Here is a 20313-nt window from a genome sequence, read left to right as displayed (position 1 = left end):
TATATAAGTTACCCTTTGAGTATTAACTCCATATAACAAGTTTCATATCAAATTTATAGCTTAAGTCCTTATGATATGGATACATTCTTATAGCATAACCGCTTTGTCCGCTATTAGTACATTCTAAAGTACCGGAGAAAGAATGTCTGCCGTTTCCTAAATCTGAAGAATGCTTCATTTCAACTGTAATAGGATCTATAATATTTTCTTTCATACTCAGCTTACCATAATAAAGTTCTATTCTTACAGAATCAGGTGCTATATCTCCAAGATTAACTATAGTTTTAACTTCAAATTTACTTCCAACTTTTAAGTTTCTTGAAGGCATTTCAGAAATTGTATTTTCAAATGAAACTTTAGACCATTTTGAAATAATATCATTCTTCCAATTTTTTAGATTTTTAGCTTTATCAAATTCATTTTCGGTCATATTGAAGAATCTTTTACTTGCATTATTGTAGAATTTATTAAAGTAGTCAGCAACCATTCTGTTAGTAGAAAATACTGGACAAACAGTCTGCATACTCCATTTCATAGCAGCAACCCATTGTCTAGGTATATTATCTCTTCCTCTTTCATAGAATAGAGGTATAATTTCATTTTCTAATACATTATAAAGAGCCTTACTTTCAACTTCATCTTGATATTCTAAATCTGTATACTCTTCTCTGTTGCCTATAGCCCAACCGTTTTGACCATCATAAGCTTCATCCCACCATCCGTCTAATACGCTGAAGTTTAATCCTCCGTTTGGTGGAACTTTCATACCGCTTGTACCGCTTGCTTCTAAAGGTCTTCTAGGGTTATTAAGCCATACATCTACGCCTTGAACCATATATCTGGCAACATTTATATCATAATCTTCTATAAATACTATATGATCTCTAAAATCTTCTCTTCTGCAGATTTCTGCAATATTTCTTATTAATTCTTTACCGCCGTTATCATGCGGGTGAGCTTTACCTGCAAATATTATTTGTACAGGTCTTTCAGAATTAGAAACAATTTTCTTTAATCTTTCTAAATCTTTGAAAAGCAATGTTCCTCTTTTATATGTAGCAAATCTCCTTGCAAAACCTATAGTTAAAGCTTCCGGAGAAAGTATTTGATCTGCATGTTCTATTTCTTTTTTTGTGAATCCTCTGTTTGTAATTTGAGTTTTTAATCTGTCTCTGCAGAAATCAATAAGTCTTTCTTTTCTTCTTTCATGAGTTCTCCAAAGTTCTGCATCAGGTATTTTCTGAACTCTTTCCCAAATTTCATATTCTAATGGTTTAGTTCTCCAACGAGGTCCTAAATATCTGTCAAGTAAGTTCTGCATATCAAAAGATATCCAGCTTAAAGTATGAATTCCGTTAGTAATAGAATCTATAGGAAGCTCATTAACAGGAACGCCTCTCCATATATCTTTCCACATATTTCTTGATACATGTCCATGAAGTTCGCTTACTCCGTTATTTTCAGCTGATAAATTAAGAGCAAGAACTGTCATACAGAAACTTTCTTTTTGATCATCAGGATTAATTCTTCCTAGTCTTATGAACTCATCCATAGACATATTTATATGCTTAACATATTCTGTAAAGTATTTTTGTATCATATCTATAGGGAATATATCATTACCGGCAGGTACAGGAGTGTGAGTGGTAAATATATTAGAACTGTAAACTACCTCTCTTGCTGTCTCTTTATCTAAATTATTATTTTCCATTAATTGTCTTATTCTCTCTAAAGAAAGAAAAGCACTGTGTCCTTCATTCATGTGGTATATTGTAGGTTTAATGCCTAATTTATCTAATGCCTTAACTCCTCCAATACCAAGAAGTATTTCCTGCTGTATCCTAGTTTCTAAGTTACCGCCGTAAAGCTGAGCTGTAATATCTCTATCTTCAACGCTGTTTTCTTCTATATTAGCATCCAAATAGTAAAGTTCAATTCTTCCTACATTAGCTTTCCATATCTGAGCATAAACTTTTCTTCCGGGTAAATCAACATCTACCTTCATAGTTTCGCCGTTTTTATCTAAAACTTTTTCTAAAGCTAAGTTAAAGAAATCATTTTCTATATCATATTCCTGCTGCCAGCCGTCAGCATTTAAATATTGTCTGAAATATCCCTTTCTGTATAGTAGTCCCATTGCTACCAAAGGCAAACCTAAATCACTTGCAGATTTTAAGTGATCTCCTGATAATATACCAAGACCGCCTGAATAGTTAGGCAAAGATTCATGAAGTCCGTATTCAAAAGAAAAATAAGCTATTTTTTCGTTTTTAGTTTTTTTACTTTCATCTAAACTATTATACCAAGTTTCCTGATTCATGTAAGTTTTAAACTCATCATAAACTTCAGCTAAATTCATCATAGCAGCATCATCTTGAAGCATAGCATCAAAACGCTCTTGTAAAGATTCGCCTAAAACTCTTATAGGGTTATGATCTCTTTTATCCCAATTATCAATATCTATCGTTCTCAATAAAGTTATTGCTTTCTGATTCCAGCACCACCAAAAGTTTTTAGTAATTTCTATAAGTGGCTCCAATTCTTTTGGTACCGATGGTGAAACCATATATTTATTTAATTTCATAATATACCGCCTTAAAAATTATTTTAGATATACCTTGCTTATTCTATAATATTTTATAATAAAATCAATGAATTTATTTAATTATATGATGTTATTTTATATAAAATTATAATTATAAGTATTTTTTCTTGACTTTTATTCATATTGATATATAATAAACAATTATGAAATGCAGAATTTTTATTAACTCTATCAGCAATAACTTCTTTTGCTTATCATTCTTTTTTGGCGTTTAAAACGCCAGAATATTCTATTTTTTACAACAAACAAAATATATAAATTGAATTTTTTAATTCAAAGAAAACATAATATAAAGCAATCATACTTAACATAATATTTTAAATTCGAGGAGATAATTACTATGATTATTGTAATGAAACCAAATGCTAAAGAAGAACATATTAATAATATAACAGACAGGCTTATAGAAGCAGGACTTGGTACCAACAAGATAGTAGGAGTTGACTGTACCGTTATAGGTATAGTAGGGGATACTTCTAAGGTTGACAGAGAATTAATGGCTACTTTACCAGGTGTTGCAAGAGTTTTAAAAGTTCAGGAACCTTTCAAAAGAGCAAACAGAGCTTTCAAAAAAGAAGATACTATAGTTGATGTAAGCGGAGTAAAAATAGGAGCTGAAAAACCTGTTATAATAGCGGGTCCTTGTTCTGTTGAGAGTGAAGAGCAGGTTATTAATATTGCTAAAAGCGTAAAAGCGGCAGGTGCTTCAATACTTAGAGGAGGGGCTTTCAAACCTAGAACTTCACCTTATGCTTTCCAAGGATTAGCACTTGACGGACTTAAAATTTTAAAACTTGCAAAAGAAGAAGTAGGCATTCCTATAGTAAGTGAGATTGTATCTATAAGACATTTAGAAGATTTTGAAAATACAGTGGATATGATTCAAATAGGGGCAAGAAATATGCAGAACTTCGAGCTTTTAAAAGAAGTAGGTAAATTAAAGAAACCTATACTTCTAAAAAGAGGGCTTGCAAACACTATGGAAGAATGGCTTATGAGTGCTGAATATATTTTGGATAAAGGAAACAGCAATGTAGTATTATGTGAAAGAGGTATAAGAACTTTTGAAACTTATACTAGAAATACTTTCGATGTTTCTGCAATACCTATAATAAAAAGAATGAGCCATTTGCCTGTAATAGGAGATCCTTCACATGCAAGCGGTAAGGCTTGGATGGCACTTCCTCTCACTTTAGCTGCTCTTGCTGCCGGTGCTGATGGTATGATAATAGAAGTGCATAATGATCCGGAACATGCTTTATGTGATGGGGCTCAGTCTATAAAACCTGATACTTTTGAAGAGATTATGGCTTCTGTTAATATGATGGCTGATACTGTAACTAAGATAAAAGAGCGTCATGGCGGTAAAATTTATACTAAAAATTAATTTTATCTAAAATGAATTTTTAAACTATGTATTTGTTTTTATGTTGATAACAAATACATAGTTTTTTATTTTTTAAATATTTGACAAATCCATTATGGTGAAATTCATAGATTCTATAACTTTAAGTAAAGCATAAGCCGTATCTAATGATGTAATACAGGATATATTATTTTCAGCAGAAGCCCTTCTTAATTCTAAACTGTCTGAATGTGTTTGGCTGTTGCTTTCTATTGTATTTATGACATAGTCCACTTTACCAAGTCTTATAGTGTCTATTATATTTTCTAAACCTTCTTCATAAATTTTTGATACTTCTTTAACATAAAGTCCTTTTTCTCTTAAGAAATTAGCAGTTCCTTTTGTGGCATATATTCCGTAGCCTATATTAGAAAATCTCTTTGCCAAATCAAGTATTTCAATTTTATGATTATCTGAAATAGTGAGAAGTACATTTCCCTGTAAAGGTATTCTAAGTCCGCTCGCTATTAATGCTTTGTATAATGCTTTTTCAAAATTAAAATCAAAGCCTAATGCTTCGCCTGTACTTTTCATTTCGGGTCCTAGTATAGTATCTACCTTTCTTAATTTAGCAAAAGAAAATACAGGAGCTTTAACAAATACCTTATTAGATTCTTCCTTATATAAACTATTGTATCCTTGCTCTTTCAATGATTTTCCAATTATGCACATAGTTGCCGCATTAGCCATTGGTATATTAGTTATTTTGCTTAAGAAAGGTACTGTTCTGCTGCTTCTAGGATTCACTTCAAGTACATAAACATTATCATTTTTATCAACTATAAATTGTATATTGTAAAGCCCTATAAAATTAAATCCTATACCTATTCTTTTAGTATAATCAATAATAGTTTCTTTTACTTTATTTGATATTGTTTGAGTAGGGTATACGCTTATAGAATCACCGGAATGAATTCCTGCTCTTTCTATATGCTCCATAATTCCCGGAATAAATATATTATTCTCACTGTCGGCAATAGCATCAATTTCTATTTCCTTTCCTATAACATACTTATCAATTAATATAGGAGCTTTATTGCTTACTTCTTTTACAGCAGTTTCCATATAAATTTTTAATGATGCATCATTATCCACTATCTCCATAGCTCTTCCGCCAAGTACATAACTAGGACGAACTAAAACAGGATAGCCTATATTATTTGCTATTACTAAAGCTTCATCAACAGTTATGGCAGTTTCACCTTTAGGCTGAGGTATATTAAGAGTTTTTAACATCTCTTCAAATTCATGTCGGTCTTCAGCTTTATTGATATTTTCTAAAGAAGTGCCTAATATATTAACTCCATGCATAACTAGTTTTTCTGCCAAGTTAATAGCAGTTTGTCCGCCGAACTGTACTATAACACCTTTAGGTTTTTCAAGTTCTATTATATGCATAACATCTTCTATAGTTAAAGGTTCAAAATAAAGTTTATCGGATATAGAAAAATCAGTTGATACAGTTTCAGGATTATTATTTATTACTATAGCTTCATATCCTGCTTCTCTTATAGTCATAACACAATGAACTGTAGAATAATCAAACTCCACACCTTGTCCTATTCTTATAGGTCCTGAGCCTAATACTATGATGCTTTCTTTTCCGCTTTTAAAAGATTCATTTTCTTTTTCATAAGTAGAATAGAAATAAGGAGTTTCGCTTTCAAACTCTCCTGCACAAGTATCAACCATTTTATATACAGGAATAATATTATTTTCATGTCTTAATTTGTATATATCAATTTCTTCAGTTTCCCAAACTTTAGATATGTAACTGTCAGAAAATCCTCCCTCTTTGCATTCTTTTAAAACTTCTATATTCATTTTATTTTTGTGCAATTTTTCTTCTAATGTAATTATATTTTTTATTTTGTCTAAAAAGAATTTATCTATATGAGTGATATATATTATATCTTTTATATCTTCTTTTCGTCTTAGAAGTTCAGCTATGATAAATATTCTTAAATCATCTCTTAATTCTATACGCTCCCATAATTTTTTAGTGGTATAATTAGAAACATCATTATGTATTATATGATCGCATTTTATTTCAAGAGAGCGTACAGCTTTTAAAAATGACTCTTCAAAATTTCTTCCTATACTCATAACTTCGCCTGTAGCTTTCATTTGAGTACCTAATTGTCGGTCGGCGTTTGGAAATTTATCGAATGGAAGTCTTGGGAATTTTGTAACTACATAATCAATAGAAGGCTCAAAACATGCAAAACTTTTTTTAGTTATCGGATTAATTATTTCATCTAAAGTCATACCAACTGCTATTTTGGCACTGATTTTAGCAATGGGATAACCCGTAGCTTTACTAGCCAAAGCACTTGAACGAGATACTCTAGGATTAACTTCTATTATGTAATATTTAAAGCTATTAGGATCTAATGCCAACTGTACATTGCATCCGCCGCATATTTTCAAAGCTCTTATTATTTTAAGACTTACATTTCTAAGCATTTGATTTTCTCTGTCGCTTAAAGTCTGACAAGGAGCAACCACTATACTGTCTCCTGTATGTATTCCAACAGGATCAACATTTTCCATATTGCATACTACTATAGCATTATCATTGTTATCTCTTATTACTTCATATTCTATTTCTTTATAACCTGCGATACTCTTTTCAACTAAGCATTCATGTACAGGACTAATTTTTAAACCTGTTTCGCATATTTCTATTAATTCTCTTTCATTGCGTGCAAATCCGCCTCCTGTTCCTCCGAGAGTGTAAGCAGGACGAACAACCAAGTGATAGCCTATTTTATTTGCAAATTCAATAGCTTCTTCAACACTATGAACTATTATACTTTCAGGAACAGGTTCATTAATTTCATTCATAAGATTTTTAAAAAGTTCCCTGTCTTCAGCACAATTTATAGCATTCAAATCTGTACCCAATATCTCAACATCATATTCATCTAATATTCCGCTCTCAGCAAGTTCAACAACCAAATTTAATCCTGTCTGACCTCCAAGAGAACCTAATATAGCATCAGGTCTTTCTTTATATATTATTCTTTTAGCGAAATCCAAATTAATAGGCTCAATATAAACTTTATCAGCAACAGCGGCATCAGTCATTATAGTAGCAGGATTAGAATTTATAAGTACAACCTCATATCCTTCTTCTCTTAAAGATTGGCATGCCTGCGTACCTGCATAATCAAATTCAGCAGCCTGTCCTATAATAATAGGTCCTGACCCAATTACTAATATTTTTTTTATATCTTTTCTTTTAGGCATTTTTTTCTCCATAATTGTTGTTTATCATTTCAATAAAATTATCAAATAAATATTTACTGTCTTCAGGTCCCGGACTAGATTCAGGGTGATACTGAACAGAAAATACAGGATATCTTTTATGCTTAACTCCCTCACAGCTTCCGTCATTTAAAGATATATGCGTCATAACAAGATCCGTATTGGATAAACTTTCTGCTTTTACTGCATAACTATGATTCTGACTTGTTATGCTTACTTTTCCGGTTTCTAAATCTTTAACAGGGTGATTTCCGCCTCTATGACCAAATTTTAATTTCATAGTATCAGCACCGCATGCCAAACTTATAAGCTGATGCCCCAAGCATATACCAAATATTGGTACTTTTCCTATAAGCTCTTTTATTGTATTTATAGACTCTTTAACATCTTTAGGGTTTCCCGGTCCGTTTGAAAGCATTATTCCGTCAGGATTTAAACTCATTATGGTTTTGAAATCTGTATTATAAGGAACTACTATCAAATCGCAATTTCTTTCGCTTAATTCTCTTATTATGCCGAGTTTTGCTCCGAAATCTATTAATACAACTTTCTTACCTCTATTAGGAATAGGAAAGGCATTTTTTGTAGAAACTCTTTTTACATGATCATTCATATATGGTGTTTCTTTAAGCATTTTTACTATATCATCTTTATTATCTATAGTGTCGCTCATTACAGCTTTAAGAGTGCCGGCTTCTCTTATTTTTTTTGTTATTGCTCTAGTATCTATATTTTCTATACCCGGAATATTTTTAAGCTTCAAAAACTCATCTATAGTTTCAGCATTCCTGAAGTTATTAGGACTTTTACAAGCCTCTTTAACTACAAATCCAAATATAGCCGGATTCAAACTTTCAAAATCATCTCTGTTTATTCCATAATTTCCTATAAGCGGATAAGTCATAACAGTAATTTGTCCGCAGTAAGATAAATCGGATAATACTTCCTGATAACCTGTCATAGATGTATTAAATACTAATTCTCCCACTTTAAAATTATCAGAACCAAAAGCTATGCCTTCATAATGGCTTGCATCTTCGAGTATTAAGTAACGTTTCAAATTCCACCTTCCTATTATTCTAAATTTTTTTTAGATTTTTCTTAAAAATAAAAAAAAGATTGGAAATTAACGGAAAGTCAATCTCCAATCTTTTTAAGATTATCAAAAGCTGTTAACAGCGTTTTCTTTAATTTAAACTTTTTCCAAATCATAGTACAATTTTCTCAATTTTTGTTTTTAATAATAACATATAATAATTTATTTTACAATTAATTTTTTGTTTAAGTATATCAATTATTTATAAATTTGAACAGATACTCTTTTAGTTTCTTCGTCAAGCCATTTAATAAATGATTCTCTCATACGAGCTTCGCTTAAATAATTCTTTACTCTTGTTCTTATGCTTTCCATATCTTTTTCTATTTCCATTATTTTTACTATATAGAAGCCTTTTCCAACTAATTCACGAACACTGCTTACAGTACCTACTTTATATCCTCTTTTAGCCAAATTAAGACCAGCATTTATTTGAGCAGGCAAAGATCTTTTACCGGCATCATAAAGCAGATTATATCCCAAATCTCCTCCGTTTTTTCTTGTTGCTTCATCTTCACTGTATTGTTTAGCTAACTCGGCAAAATCTTGTCCTCTTGCTGCCATTCCTCTTACTTTACTTGCTAATTCCTGCTTTTCTCCTTTTTCTGTAAATGTGGCGGCTTTGAAAAATATCCAAGAAAGTTTTACCAAAGTATCAGCTTCAAATGCAGATTTATCTTTAGAATTATTATAGAATTCATCGGCTTCTTTATCACTAATTTCTGTGTTATTAACTACAAGTCCGTATAAATTTTCCATAGCTATTTGTTTTTTTATAGAATTCTTATATTCTTCATAAGATATTCCTTCAGCCATAAGCTGCTTAGCAAATTGATCTGAAGTCATATTATATTGTTTTGCAATACTTTCTAATCTTCTTTTTACATCATTATCTTCTATGACATAATTATTTTCTTTAAGTTTTAAATACATTATCCTTTCTTCAACTAAATCTTTATAAACCATATCATCAGTAACTTTTTGTCCAATAGATCTAGCCTGCAATGTCAAAAATGTTTTTCTGCTTAAAAAATCTTCATAAGTAATCGGCATAGAACCAACTATACCAACTATACTATTTACAACATCATTAAACAAAAAATTACTTTGCAGAAAAATAAAAGATAATATAAAAACTATTATTTTTTTCATATAAACTTTAATCCTTAATAATTATGGCATATATATAAACCGTTTAAAAAGAATATCATTAAAACATTTTCCATGCAAGTATATTTTTAATCATTTAAGTAGTATGAAAGTATGTTTTTAAACGATTTTATATAGTATTTTATATCGTAAATATCTCTTATACTTTTTATTTTCTGAAAAACATATCTTGGCGTAAATGATAAATTATAAAAACATTCAATGTATTTAAATATTTGCTCATCATCCATATCTAGTTTCATAATGCTTTTTCTCATATCATAATCAAACCAATTTTTCGTTTTAATCAAATTATTTTCATCGCAATATTTAAATAATCTTGTTCCGGGATATGGTATAAAAATAGAAGCGTTCATGGAATTAATATATCCATTGAGCATTAAGTATTTTACAATATTAAATGTATTTGTTATATCTTCAGATGTTTCCCAAGGATAACCTATTTTTACCATTATATCTACAAATAAACCTGCTTTCTTTGCTAATTTTATGGATTCTATAATATTTTCTATGTTGTTGTCGGTAATGCCTAGCTTTTCAATAGTTTGAGCATTTCCTGAAGGTAAATTAAAAATAACTGTTTTAAATCCGGATTTTTTCATCATCTTATAATCTTGATATTCTAGTATTCCAAGATAAATATAACAATCTATATAAAGTTTTTTATGTAGTTTTCTTTCCTTCATAGTTTCGCAGAATAATGAAAGCCATTCTCCTGTAGGAAAATAAACACTTGTATCTAATATTTCTTTTATTCCATATCTTTTATTCAAATATTCTATTTCATCTATCACATTAATTGGATTTCTAACTCTTATATTATTAAATAGAATATTTGAAGAATTACTATTATAATTATTATGTATAGATCCTCTTGCCGACATTATATATGTTCCGGGTATTTTTTTAAAATATCTATTTATTTTTGAATATAATTTCCAATTTGTGAGATTTCTATCTATAAATGGAAGTCTGTCTAAAGATTCTTCAAGTTCAAATTTTCCTGTATTTTTTATATTTCCATTAGAAGTTCTGTAGTATATTCCTTTTTTCAGTTTATCTCCGTTATTTATATGATTAACCAAATTCAAAAGAAGAAAGTCATAATCTCCGCCTGTTAATACAAAATCAGTTTTAGATTTATTCATACTTTCTTCAGGCAAAGCTGTAACATGATCTCCTGCTAAAACTACATATGTATTATTATATTTTTCTTTTATTGTTTCTATAGTATCCCAAATATAATTGATTATAGGGGTTTTTACCTCAAAAAATACTAAATCAGGAGAGATGTTATCTATACTATTAAACCAATCTATAGTTGTCATATTAGATGCTATTGTATCTAAAAACACAACATTAATTCCATTATTCTTTAATAATGTGGCAGCATAAGAAGGTATTATAGGATATGAATATGACGGATTTTTTAACCATTGAAATTGCCTATTTAAAGATATTAATGGATATCCATTATTATATTCAAATGGGGGATATGTTATACAAACTTTTTTTATTTCTTTTTTTTTCATATTTTATCTATTTTTTAGTTTTTTTAGCTGCTTTTTTCTTTGTACCGGAAGATTTTTTCTTAATTATTTTATTTTCATATACATATTTTTCTAATTCATATTGATCATCAAATATTACATCATACCATTCTTCATATCTTTCACATTTAGGAGGGCTGTGTTTTGAGCAGATTTCATTTCTATTTTCATAATTTTTGCATAAATATGTTTTTTTATCTAAATATCTGCATTCGCTTCTTATCATATGATACCAAGTGTTCTCATATATAAATATAAATGAATGTCTGAAATGCAAATACCATTTTAATGTATTAAGTTCGCTTTCATTTTTAGGAGGAGATATTTCCATAACCAAATCATGACAGCATAATGAATTGCAGTCTGCACATAATTTTTCACTTACTTTTTCTTTTCTATTTTTTAATAAACTATCTGATGGTATAACTTTCAAAATAAAACCGCCTTTAAAATAATTTATACAACTATTATATTAATTATTTTATTAAATTCAATATTTTAATTATCAAAATAATTATTCATAAATGTTATAAGTTTCTTTTGAGATTCAACATAATTTTTTATCTCATCTTCCGTAAGACATTTAAGCATTGCTATATCCAATTTTTCCAACTCTTTTAATATAGGCTCGGCAAATGTATTTCCCTTTTTTGTTAAACTAATAAGTCTATTTCTTTTATCTTTAGGATTAACTTTTTTCTTAATATATCCTTTTTTTTCAAAGTTATCTAGTATAGAACAAACAGTTTGTTTTGGCACAGACAATTTTTCTGTAATGGAGTTCTGTACGCATTCTTTGCTGTTGTAAATTATCAATAATGTGAATAAAGCTAAATCTGTTATTCCATATTGTTTAGCCCATAAATAATAAAATCTATTTGATGTATACCAAAAATCATATATTGTTTCTATATGTTTTTTTATATCTTCATTTTTCATAATTTTATCCCATTATTTAATATTTTTATTAATATTAAACATAAATTAAAAATAAAACAAGATAAATTTTTATAAAAAAAGAGTTTGAAATTTACATCTCAAACTCTTATATATATTAATAAAAACTTACTAATTTTATTTTACTTTTATCTCTATAGTTTCTTCTTTTACTCTTTTATTTTTTACTGTAATTTTTATACTTCCTTTATTTTTATTTGATTTAACCCAGAAAGAATAATAACCGCCTTCAAGTACAGGATTATCATTTCCTATTAATTCTCCTGCTCCTTTTACTTCTATAGTAATAGCTTCATTAATATATGGAAGTCTGTTTCCAATAGCATCAACAGCTTTTACAGTTATTCTTGTTGAATCCCAAGAAGATCCTTCGCTTACAGAATTAATTTCATTGTCATCTGCTTTTACATACAAACTTTTGAAAGTAGGGTTATTCAAATAATTTTTTTCTATAGCAGGTTTTCCGTCTATATAACCTATTAATTTCATATCTGTCCAACCCATATCGCTTACTCCGGGTATATTTATATCCATTTTTATTATAACAGGAGCATGATTTAATCCCTGATATCTTCCTGTAGCAGGATATTCTTTGGCTATTAAGACATCTTTAAAATAAATTTCTACATAATCACAATTTGTAGCAACCATTAAAGGAGATATTCCGCCTATAGATCTTTCTCCTCTTGTATATATAGTGATAGGTTCTAATACAATTTTATTTCTTTTGTTTGTTTGTGATGAATATACTGATGCAGCCAATTTTGGATTTCTAAACATATCATAAACGCCATGATAACATATTCTGTCGCCTGAACCGAAATTATAGTGAGTATGATAATCAAAGGCACACCAGCCTGTAGAACCTGAAATATGATTATCTATAGCAACGGCATTAATTATTTCAAAGTGTCTTTTAGTATGTTCTATTAATCTTTCTTCACAGTCCTGCATTTTTGTAGGGAACATATGTCCGTTATATTCTGTTATCATATACGGAACATTTTTATCTAATTTAGTTACAAATTTTTGTGCTCTTAGAGGATCAGAAGTACCGTCATAATTAAAATCATTCATTGTGTATACATCTTCTAAAAGTTCGCTGCCCACTAAATATCTTACTCCGCCTGTTTGTCTTGTTTTATCAAGTTCATGGGCTGTTTTATTAGTTTCTTTGTAAAAGCTATGATTATCCTGACTTTCATTGATTCTTACGCCCCATATTATAATGGAAGGATGATGATAATCTCTTTCTATCATATATTTAACATTTTCTACAGAAGCTTTCTGCCATTTTTTATCGCCTATATGCTGCCAACCCGGAATTTCTTCAAATACCATTAATCCTATCTCATCGCATCTGTCTAAGAAATGTCTTGAAGCAGGGTAGTGTGAAGAACGAACTATATTAAGTCCTAAGTCGAATTTTAATATATCGGCATCTTTCTTTTGTATTCTTTCAGGCATAGCATAACCAACATAAGGAAAACTTTGATGTCTGTTTAACCCTCTCAATTTTATTCTTTTATCATTTAAGAAAAATCCGTTCTCAGTAAATTTAGCATCTCTGAATCCTATTTTTACAGAAAAGTTATCTTCATTGCTGGCAATAGATACTTCCAATTTATAAAGTCTTGGATTATCTATATCCCATAATTCTATTCTGTCAGAGTCTATATGTTCATCTATTGTTATATCTGTAAACAATTCGCCTTTTTTTAAAGTTATTTCTTTTTTTATCTCGCATATATGATATTCTCTGTTATATAAGTTAATAGAAATTGTTTCTTTAATGCTTTCTTTTTTGCTGTTTCTTATTCTTATCTTTCCTGTTATATTTTGATTAGCAAGTCCTGTAAGCATAACATTTTCTATTGATATATTATCAGCAATAATAATTTGTACCTCTCTATATATTCCGCCATAGCATAAATAATCTATTTCATTTCCGAAAGGCGGGATATCTTCTCTTTCTGTACTATCTAGTTTTACAGCTATGAGATTTTCTCCGTCTTTTAATTCATCTGTGATATCATATACAAAAGGTAAATATCCGCCTTTATGCTCTCCAAAACTTTTTTCATTGACAAATACTTCAGCAGCAGCCATAGCACCTTCAAAATTAATCAATATTCTTTTGTCTTTTAACTTTGCTTTGTCATATTTAAAAATGTTTTGATATCCTGAAACAAGCCAAGTATCTGATTCATCAAAATAATGTAATGGTATTTCTGCTACTGTATGCGGTAATGTGATATTTTCGCCTTTTAATTTATTATCGCTTTTTATATTATCGCTCCATTCTTTAAAAAACTTCCAATCGGTATTAAAATTGATTATTTCTCTCATTTTGGTAATACTCCAATAATTTATTATAAAAATATTTTATATTTAAAATAATAAAAATCAATGAAAGTGTTAAAAAAATATATTTTATATTGATTTAATTATTGTATTTATTTCATAATTAATTTTTATTTTATATATTAAATAAATTATTAAAAAATAGAAAAAATCGTTTATAAATAGATTGTATTATATTATTTTGCATAAAATAATAAACTTGTAGGTTTTTTCTGTCAATGGATTTTAAAAAAGTTTATAAATGATTTTGAAGCAAATTATATTATTTTTTTATGCTTAATTATATGTTACTATATAAAATGTTAAATAGCTTGCAAATAAGCACCATGCCAAATATGGTACAAGAAGATAAGAAGCTGCTTTTGAAATAGATTTAAATTTTATTATAGTTATTATTATCATAACATCTAAAATCATTATTTCTATAAGACCGAATAAAGGCTGTTTTAATCCGAAGAATATAAAAGTCCAAAGGGAATTTAATATTAATTGTACTATAAAAATTATAACAGCTTTTTTGTCTGTAGGTTTTTTATTGATTATAATAGAAACTGATATTGCAAGCAGTACATAAAGAATACTCCAAGCTATTGGAAATAATATATTTGGCGGATTTAATGGTGATTTATCAAGGGAATCATACCAAACAAAATTATCAGCTTTTACACTGAGTCCTCCTAAAGCACCTATTAATAAACATATAACTACTGAAATTATTAAAGTGATAATAAATCTTTTATTCATTATAATACCTCCCAACTTATATTATAATTATATATTATAATGTAAATTTACCAGTCATTATATAGTTTGAAATTTGCAGAAAAATAGAACTTTTTAATATTTTTATGCATAAGTATCTAAATTATTTCCTTTAGAAGATGAACTTGCTATTGCTGCTTTTGTAACACCTCCTGAAACATAAACTCTTTTACATTCAGGGCATATATTAGTAGTTAACGTTACATTTTGGAAAATTACCTCACCGCCGCTTTTTTCAGCAGATCTTTGATTATTGGCAACATGCTCTTGTTCATGTGATGCCACCATAGAAGGAGCACTTGAAGGATCTATACGAGTAGGGCTTTTAAAAGATACTCCTATATCATTAGAGCCGTCCTGATATGTTCTTGAAGCACAAGTTTTGCATACTCCTACTTCACTTATAGGAGTTTTTTGGCTTGCTTCCTGAACAATATTATTGATATTATTGCTGTTATTTCTTATATTGTTGCTGTTTCTTATATAAGGAGCATTATTTCGTATACTTATTTCCATATTATACCTCTTAAATGTATTCTACCCCTATATGCAAATTATAAACCTATAAAAATAAATATCAATATATATTATATTTATAATTGTTGTTATGTTTACTATTTATACGATTTTATTTATAATTTTGCAAATTTTTTATTTTATAAGTATAGTTTTATTATTTCCGATAATAGAAACGGTATTTTATAACTTGGATTTTATAATGAAAAAAATAATTATTCTATTATTTATAGTATTTAATTTTGCATTTTCTCAGAATGATGAGTTAATGGAATCTATAAAAAATAATGATATAGATAAAGTAAAAATATTATTAAGAGAAGGCATTAACTTGGATTTATACAATGTAAATTATGGTATGAGTCCTTTAATGTATGCAGCTCAGCTTGGTAATAATGAAATAGTTCAGGAATTATTGGATTTCGGTGCTAAAGATTTTGATTTTGCTTTTTATGTTGCATGTGCCGAAGGTTATTGGGACATAGCAGAAAATATAATGAAGTCTGGGGCTAGTAATTATAATATTGCATTATCTTATGCGGCTATTGGTGGACAATTAGATATAGCAGAGAAACTTATTGATTTAGGTGCTAAGGATCTTAATACTGCCTTAGTGTCTGCATGCGAAGGCAATCATTTAGAGGTTGTAAAATATTTAATAGATAAAGGTGCTAATGTTAATACAAGAGCATATATAGAAGTATACAGAAATTATAAAGGTGCTGAGAGAAAATCACCTTTAACTGCGGCAACTAATATTGATATAATAAAAGAATTAGTAAATGCTGGGGCAAGTAATTTGAACGAGGCTATTATATATAATTCTCAAGTGATATCTACGAATTTTGACAGCACTCATTCTACGGAAATATTAAATGAATATATAAATTTAGGTGCTGATGTAAATTCTTCAAGTACAAATGACGGAAAAACACTTCTTATGTATTTGATAGAAAAAAGGCAGTTAGATTTTGAATTAATAAAAAAAGTGATAGAACTTGGTGCTGATGTTAATGCACGCGATAGAAATGGAAATACTGTTTTAATAAGAGCGGTAATGTATGAATATGAAGCTCCTGTTCAGGATAGTAATTTAAATAAAAAAATATACAGAACTATAGGAACACCTATAAATATAATAGAAGAACTTTTAAAAGCAGGGGCTAGTCCTACTGATAGAAATAGCTATGGAAATACTGCATACAGATTGGCAGCAAAAAATAAAAGAGATGATATAATAAAACTTTTTGATGAATATTTAAAAAGATAATTATTTATATAATCTAAAATCCCATATTATAAGAGCTAGTAAAGTATAAATAAATCTTTCTGATACTTTTTGATTATTTTCATTAGAGAATTGTATATTTATTTTAACTTTATCTTTATAATCAATATCATTATTGGCATTTATTTTTATTTCAAAATAATCGTTATTGTCTAGTTTTAAATTATAACTTTCAACTGTACCATATTCTAAATAACTAGGATTCATTGAATATCTAGAACCAAAAGCCTTAAAAGTACCGTAAGATATTTCTATGTTCTGTAATTTATTTATTTCATTTTCTAAATTATTTTTATCTAATTTTATTATACTTAATTGCTGTATAGGTTGGGTTAATTCATAATCTTCTAATTGTTTTTTCCATTTATTTATAGTATCTTCTTCCATTTCTATGAGGCTTGCCAAACTTATAAAACTATTTTCATCAATATTTATTTCTTCATCTTCGTAGTTTGAATAGCTTCCGTCATTAGAGTATCTAAATGTTGTTAAAAACAGATTATCTTTATCATACAAATTCCAAATAAGTGAAGAAGAAAATTTATTCATTAAAGGATTATCAATAAATACCTCCTTAAAGAAAGCATAATTATATTTTTCTCATACATCAATGATTTAGTTAATTTTATAGAAAGTTTTTTTATCACTTTTGGAATTTCATTTTTAATATATTTTATTTCTTCTTTTATGTTATCATCAAAGTTTTTGGATACTGCCTTTAATACCTTATTATTTTTTATGTCAAATACATTCACAGAATAATCACTATTTAAAATCAATTTATAATCATCATTAATAATTTTTTCACCTTTTGTATCAAATCCGAAATTAGAAGTAAACTTCAATTCTAAATCATTAATATCAAGTCCTATTTCTTTTGATATTTTATTTAGTAAATTAAAAGCCTCTTCTCTCAATTCTGATTTTTTAGTTTTTGAATAGATATCATATAATAATTTAATACTATATTCTGTTGTTTTTACTGATGATAAAATTATCAAAAAGAAATTAGAGTCTTTCTCTTTTTTGTATATTTCTCTTAAAGCCTCATCTCCTCCGTATAAACTATAAACAACAACAGCAGCTTCTTTATATGTTTCTATATAAATATTTTTAGCAAAAGTCAAAAAACTTTCTCTGTCAAGTAAATTAATAATAGAGTCAATTTCAATAAGATGATAAATGTCTCTTTTAAGCTCCAAATATTTTAAATATATATATTTTATTACTCTTGTATCAGCTTCTCTTGATTTATCTTTTATTAGCACATTACAATTTTCTATATAAGAAACTTTCTTTTCATCTTTTCTACTTAATTTTTTATTGATACTTTCTTCATATTGTTCAATAGTATCAAATAATTGATAATTAAGAAATTCTTTTAAATCATTAAAATAAATATTTTCTAATTTTCTTTTAGCTGATTGAACTTTTTTATTTTTTATTTCTGAAGCTATTTTATAAATCTCTTTTATATTTTCTTCTATTTTTTTTATTATAATTTTATGTTCATTATCAAAAGCATATAAATATAAAATCCATTTCAAACTTAATTTATCTATATTTTTAGAAATAACATCAGACCAATCGCCTAAATACTCAAGAGATTCAATATTCCAATCCTCTAAAGAATCATAATACTGAAAACCGCTTCTGAATAACATTCCAATCATATTTTCTACTTTATTAACTTTCCAAGTACCCAAAAGCTGATTAAAACTTTCTGCATCATAAAATAAACATTGCATAGATACTACATTAGAAGTGTCCCAATTATCTAAAGGCTGATTGAACTTTTTAGCTTTATCGAAAACATAATCCATTTCTATAATTTGAGATGTATTCCAAGTATTTAATGGCTGATTAAATTCATAGCAAAATTTAAACATATTTGATATATATTTCAAATTAGAGGTATCCAATTTATCTAAAGGCTGATTAAAACTATAACAATCTTCAAACATACTATTTGCATATTCTAATTTAGAAACATTCCAATTATTAATATTTTGATTGAAGTTTATACAATGCTTAAACATACTAGCAGTACTTATTACACTAGAAGTATTCCATTTATCTAAAGACTGATTGAAATTCCAGCATTCTTCAAACATATTATTTGCATATTCTAATTTAGAAACATTCCAATTATTAATATTTTGATTGAAATTTCTACAATTCATAAACATACCAGTAGCACTTATTACATTAGAAGTATCCCATTTATCTAATGGCTGATTAAAATCTATACAGCCTCTAAACATAAGTGACATATCCTTAACTTTACTTGTATTCCAATCATTTATATTTTGATTAAAATTAGTACAGCCTTTAAACATTCCATTCATATATTCAATATTAGAAGTATCCCATTTATCCAAAGGCTGATTAAAATTACGGCAGCTTTTAAACATAAATGCTGTATCTTTTACATTACTTATATTCCAATCATTTATATTTTGATTAAAGCTATTGCAGAATTCAAACATGCCTCTCATAGTTTGTACATTAGATACATTCCAATTTGAAATGTCTTCGTTAAAAATATTGCATTCAATAAATAAAAAACTCATATCAATAACATTAGAAACATTCCAATCTTCTATACCAGAAAAATCTTCTCTTTTTATTAAAGAAAATAATCCGCTCATGTCGGTAATTAAACTAGTGTCAATATCGCCCAAGTAAATATTTTCATCTTGTACTAACTTTTGTAATTCTTCTCTAGTTTGAGGTTTGTATTTCATCATTATATGTCCTAATTTATTTTATGTTATTTTATATTTTTTGAAATATTTTTCAATTTTTTATATACACTAAATAAATTATAACATTTATATTTTTGCAGCTTTAGCAAAAAAAAAAGCTGATATAATTTTTAATTAGTTAATTTTGTAAATTTGATAATCTCTTTAACGCACGCTGAATTCACTTTTATAATAAATTTAAATTGTATCAATAATGAAATTAATTTTTTAATATAGTTTTGCGTGCGGTGAAAATACAACAAATTTAAACCAATTTGGGCGGGTGCTAAAAATTCTAATAAAGTTATAAATATTATGAAAATAAAATAGTTAATTAAAACAAAAAAATATAAAGGGCGGGGGAGTTATAATAAAATTTTATTTTTTAATTTACTATATACAAAGAAAGAGGATTATTTTCTATAGGCTAACCTGAAAAATGTATTTCTAAATAATCTGCTCATATCAGTAATTAAACTTGTATCAATATCACCTAAATATGTATTTTCATCTTTCACCAACTTTTGCAATTCTTCTATAGTTTGAGGTTTGTATTTATGCATAATGTATTCCTATAAAAACA

Annotated in this window: 15 protein-coding genes; 2 read left to right on the top strand and 13 right to left on the bottom strand. The window is 27.8% G+C overall.

The window, feature by feature from the left end; genetic code table 11:
* Nucleotides 1-22: 22 nt before the first annotated feature.
* Nucleotides 23-2584 carry an alpha-glucan family phosphorylase gene (gene glgP / locus BHAMNSH16_RS04155; protein WP_008726922.1) on the bottom strand — a complete coding sequence of 854 codons (2562 nt, stop codon included), beginning with the start codon at nt 2582-2584 and terminating at the stop codon, nt 23-25.
* Nucleotides 2585-2945: 361 nt separating this feature from the next.
* Here glgP and aroF point away from each other — a divergent pair, with 361 nt between their 5' ends.
* Nucleotides 2946-3992 (top strand): 3-deoxy-7-phosphoheptulonate synthase, encoded by a 1047-nt coding sequence (gene aroF, locus BHAMNSH16_RS04150; protein ID WP_008726923.1) that lies wholly within the window; start codon nt 2946-2948, stop codon nt 3990-3992.
* A gap of 72 nt (nt 3993-4064) precedes the next feature.
* Here aroF and carB read toward each other — a convergent pair whose 3' ends face one another.
* The 9 genes from carB to BHAMNSH16_RS04105 form a co-directional block, all read right to left on the bottom strand.
* Nucleotides 4065-7262: a carbamoyl-phosphate synthase large subunit gene (gene carB / locus BHAMNSH16_RS04145; RefSeq protein WP_008726924.1), complete on the bottom strand. Its 3198-nt coding sequence runs from the start codon at nt 7260-7262 to the stop codon at nt 4065-4067.
* Complete coding sequence (gene carA / locus BHAMNSH16_RS04140; protein ID WP_008726925.1) at nt 7255-8340, bottom strand: glutamine-hydrolyzing carbamoyl-phosphate synthase small subunit; 1086 nt, start codon at nt 8338-8340, stop codon at nt 7255-7257. The genes carB and carA overlap by 8 nt, the downstream gene beginning before the upstream one ends.
* Before the next feature lie 234 nt (nt 8341-8574).
* Nucleotides 8575-9528 (bottom strand): peptidylprolyl isomerase, encoded by a 954-nt coding sequence (locus BHAMNSH16_RS04135; RefSeq protein WP_008726926.1) that lies wholly within the window; start codon nt 9526-9528, stop codon nt 8575-8577.
* An 86-nt stretch (nt 9529-9614) separates the two neighbouring features.
* The gene (locus BHAMNSH16_RS04130; RefSeq protein ID WP_069731596.1) at nt 9615-11078 is read right to left on the bottom strand and encodes a B12-binding domain-containing radical SAM protein; all 1464 of its coding nucleotides are present in this window, start codon (nt 11076-11078) and stop codon (nt 9615-9617) included.
* A 7-nt stretch (nt 11079-11085) separates the two neighbouring features.
* Nucleotides 11086-11529 carry a YkgJ family cysteine cluster protein gene (locus BHAMNSH16_RS04125; protein ID WP_069725961.1) on the bottom strand — a complete coding sequence of 148 codons (444 nt, stop codon included), beginning with the start codon at nt 11527-11529 and terminating at the stop codon, nt 11086-11088.
* Between the two features lie 65 nt (nt 11530-11594).
* Nucleotides 11595-12035, bottom strand: coding sequence for a MarR family winged helix-turn-helix transcriptional regulator (locus BHAMNSH16_RS04120; RefSeq protein WP_069731597.1), 441 nt, complete (start codon nt 12033-12035; stop codon nt 11595-11597).
* 135 nt (nt 12036-12170) lie between these two features.
* Nucleotides 12171-14402 (bottom strand): glycoside hydrolase family 2 protein, encoded by a 2232-nt coding sequence (locus BHAMNSH16_RS04115; protein ID WP_008732289.1) that lies wholly within the window; start codon nt 14400-14402, stop codon nt 12171-12173.
* 291 nt (nt 14403-14693) lie between these two features.
* On the bottom strand, nt 14694-15161 hold the full coding sequence (locus tag BHAMNSH16_RS04110) for a TspO/MBR family protein (RefSeq protein WP_069731598.1): 468 nt from the start codon (nt 15159-15161) through the stop codon (nt 14694-14696).
* A 102-nt stretch (nt 15162-15263) separates the two neighbouring features.
* Nucleotides 15264-15695: a hypothetical protein gene (locus BHAMNSH16_RS04105; RefSeq protein ID WP_008731144.1), complete on the bottom strand. Its 432-nt coding sequence runs from the start codon at nt 15693-15695 to the stop codon at nt 15264-15266.
* A 202-nt stretch (nt 15696-15897) separates the two neighbouring features.
* On the opposite strand from BHAMNSH16_RS04105, the gene BHAMNSH16_RS04100 reads away from it, so the two are divergent.
* The gene (locus BHAMNSH16_RS04100; RefSeq protein WP_008731145.1) at nt 15898-16965 is read left to right on the top strand and encodes an ankyrin repeat domain-containing protein; all 1068 of its coding nucleotides are present in this window, start codon (nt 15898-15900) and stop codon (nt 16963-16965) included.
* Here BHAMNSH16_RS04100 and BHAMNSH16_RS14475 read toward each other — a convergent pair whose 3' ends face one another.
* The 3 genes from BHAMNSH16_RS14475 to BHAMNSH16_RS14235 all read right to left on the bottom strand — a co-directional run bounded on the left by BHAMNSH16_RS14475 (nt 16966) and on the right by BHAMNSH16_RS14235 (nt 20293).
* Nucleotides 16966-17532, bottom strand: coding sequence for a DUF4132 domain-containing protein (locus BHAMNSH16_RS14475; RefSeq protein WP_241033652.1), 567 nt, complete (start codon nt 17530-17532; stop codon nt 16966-16968). It abuts the gene before it with no gap.
* Nucleotides 17532-19733: a BspA family leucine-rich repeat surface protein gene (locus tag BHAMNSH16_RS04095; RefSeq protein WP_241033651.1), complete on the bottom strand. Its 2202-nt coding sequence runs from the start codon at nt 19731-19733 to the stop codon at nt 17532-17534. Before BHAMNSH16_RS04095 ends, BHAMNSH16_RS14475 begins: the two co-directional genes overlap by 1 nt.
* 410 nt (nt 19734-20143) lie before the next feature.
* Entirely contained in the window at nt 20144-20293 is a 150-nt protein-coding gene (locus BHAMNSH16_RS14235; protein ID WP_206193862.1) for a hypothetical protein, read from the bottom strand.
* Between the last annotated feature and the right edge of the window lie 20 nt (nt 20294-20313).

This window comes from Brachyspira hampsonii (genome assembly GCF_002214805.1).
In the GTDB taxonomy this organism is placed as follows: Bacteria; Spirochaetota; Brachyspiria; order Brachyspirales; family Brachyspiraceae; genus Brachyspira; species Brachyspira hampsonii.
This window is presented reverse-complemented; position numbering and strand designations above follow the sequence as displayed.

Excerpts from the sequence above, each read along its gene's own strand:
- BHAMNSH16_RS04135 (WP_008726926.1), bottom strand. The coding sequence starts at position 9,528 with ATGAAAAAAATAATAGTTTTTATATTATCTTTTATTTTTCTGCAAAGT.
- BHAMNSH16_RS04105 (WP_008731144.1), bottom strand. The coding sequence starts at position 15,695 with ATGGAAATAAGTATACGAAATAATGCTCCTTATATAAGAAACAGCAAC.
- BHAMNSH16_RS04115 (WP_008732289.1), bottom strand. The coding sequence starts at position 14,402 with ATGAGAGAAATAATCAATTTTAATACCGATTGGAAGTTTTTTAAAGAA.
- BHAMNSH16_RS04130 (WP_069731596.1), bottom strand. The coding sequence starts at position 11,078 with ATGAAAAAAAAAGAAATAAAAAAAGTTTGTATAACATATCCCCCATTT.
- BHAMNSH16_RS04100 (WP_008731145.1), top strand. The coding sequence starts at position 15,898 with ATGAAAAAAATAATTATTCTATTATTTATAGTATTTAATTTTGCATTT.
- BHAMNSH16_RS14235 (WP_206193862.1), bottom strand. The coding sequence starts at position 20,293 with ATGCATAAATACAAACCTCAAACTATAGAAGAATTGCAAAAGTTGGTG.
- BHAMNSH16_RS04110 (WP_069731598.1), bottom strand. The coding sequence starts at position 15,161 with ATGAATAAAAGATTTATTATCACTTTAATAATTTCAGTAGTTATATGT.
- BHAMNSH16_RS14475 (WP_241033652.1), bottom strand. The coding sequence starts at position 17,532 with ATGAATAAATTTTCTTCTTCACTTATTTGGAATTTGTATGATAAAGAT.
- BHAMNSH16_RS04095 (WP_241033651.1), bottom strand. The coding sequence starts at position 19,733 with ATGATGAAATACAAACCTCAAACTAGAGAAGAATTACAAAAGTTAGTA.
- aroF (WP_008726923.1), top strand. The coding sequence starts at position 2,946 with ATGATTATTGTAATGAAACCAAATGCTAAAGAAGAACATATTAATAAT.
- BHAMNSH16_RS04120 (WP_069731597.1), bottom strand. The coding sequence starts at position 12,035 with ATGAAAAATGAAGATATAAAAAAACATATAGAAACAATATATGATTTT.
- carB (WP_008726924.1), bottom strand. The coding sequence starts at position 7,262 with ATGCCTAAAAGAAAAGATATAAAAAAAATATTAGTAATTGGGTCAGGA.
- glgP (WP_008726922.1), bottom strand. The coding sequence starts at position 2,584 with ATGAAATTAAATAAATATATGGTTTCACCATCGGTACCAAAAGAATTG.